General features: G+C 44.2%; 1 protein-coding gene and 1 pseudogene. Both read left to right on the top strand.

Translation table 11 applies throughout. The features are described from left to right. Positions 1-13 precede the first annotated feature (13 nt). Positions 14-574: pseudogene (locus R7M72_RS24660) on the top strand (putative capsular polysaccharide synthesis family protein); the annotation flags it as partial. Next, a partial coding sequence (locus R7M72_RS24655; RefSeq protein WP_318056409.1) for a glycosyltransferase occupies positions 571-1422 on the top strand: 852 nt, incomplete at its 3' end. The pseudogene R7M72_RS24660 and the gene R7M72_RS24655, both read left to right, overlap by 4 nt.

Below are 1422 nucleotides of genomic sequence, written 5' to 3'. Positions count from 1 at the left end.
CCTTTTGCCATAGCGCGAGCAAATCAATATCGTTACATTAATCCGTGACCCGATTGCGACGGTTTTCTCCCGTTTTTTCCAAGATTTGCATCTGCAATTTATCGAAGGCAAAAAGAACGATGCCATCCACCGCGATATGGAAGTGACCTACAAGCATCTCGAGCATTGCTTTGATAACTACATCAACCTGAACTACTTCGCAGATTGGTTCGATAACGAGCTAAAACGTAACTTCAGCATCGATGTCATGCGCCAAGAGATCGATAACACTCAACCATTTTTCACGTTCAACAATGACAAAGCTAGCGTCATTCTCATTAAGTGCGAGCAACTGAGTTCCCTCGACAAAGAGATTGGAGACTTCCTAAATGTCGACAACTTTGTTCTGAAAAACAGCAATGAAGCAAAGAACAAATGGTATTCCAACATCCACCAATACTTTAAACAGCATTACGATTTTTCTAAGTTGTTTTACATGTATGACTTACCGCTTTATCGCCATATTTACTCGCAGCAAGAACGAGAAGCTTTCAAAACCAAGTGGTTAAAAACTCCAGGGACAAAGTCAGCATGAAAAAAGTACTTCATATTACCGAAGCTTTTGGTGGCGGTGTTCAAACTGCACTGTACAGCTATGTACATTCATCTCGACATGAACCGTATGAACACTTTTTGCTTGCTAGAGCGCGTCACAATGATTTAACCAAAGACAGCAATCACGATGTTTTTGCTCAAACGAAATGGGTGGAAGGTGGGCTTCTGCAGTTTGTGCGAGACGCCAATCAAACCATCAATGACATAAAACCCGATATTGTGCACTTGCACTCTAGCAAAGCCGGTTTTTTGGGTCGATTTTTGAAACTCAACCGCGCCCGCTTGGTGTATACCCCGCACTGCTATGCGTTTGAACGAGAAGATATTTCAGGCTTCGCTCGCCAACTATACAAAGCTTTAGAAAAGGTGATGCTCAACAAAATTGACGTGGTGGCAGGCTGCAGTCAGCGCGAATGTGATTTAGCCATTAGCATTGGAGCAAAACGGGCGGAACGGCTGAACAACTACGTTTCTTATCAAAGTGCGACGCGTGTCGGCCGAGACCATCAAGCTGCATTGAACATTGTTGTTTTAGGGCGTGTCGCACCACAGAAAGACCCTCAATTTTTACTTAACACACTCCGTTGCTTGAATCGATTTGCACTCAATCGCCAATTAGACATTACTTGGATTGGAGGAGGAGACAAAGAGCTAGAGCAAGCGTTAAGAGCCGAAGACGTACAAGTAACGGGTATGCTTCCTCGAGATGAAGTGGTTAAGAAACTGCAGGCCTCCGATCTCTATTTACATACCGCCGCATGGGAAGGTATGCCTTTAACGATTCTAGAAGCCGCGAAGCTGCACCTCCCTATGGTGATTCGTTCCATT

It is taken from the genome of Vibrio sp. YT-18 (genome assembly GCF_033337345.1).
GTDB classification, from domain to species: Bacteria; Pseudomonadota; Gammaproteobacteria; order Enterobacterales; family Vibrionaceae; genus Vibrio; species Vibrio alginolyticus.
The sequence above is the reverse complement of the archived record's forward strand: the minus strand, read 5'-3'. Positions and strand labels throughout refer to the sequence as shown.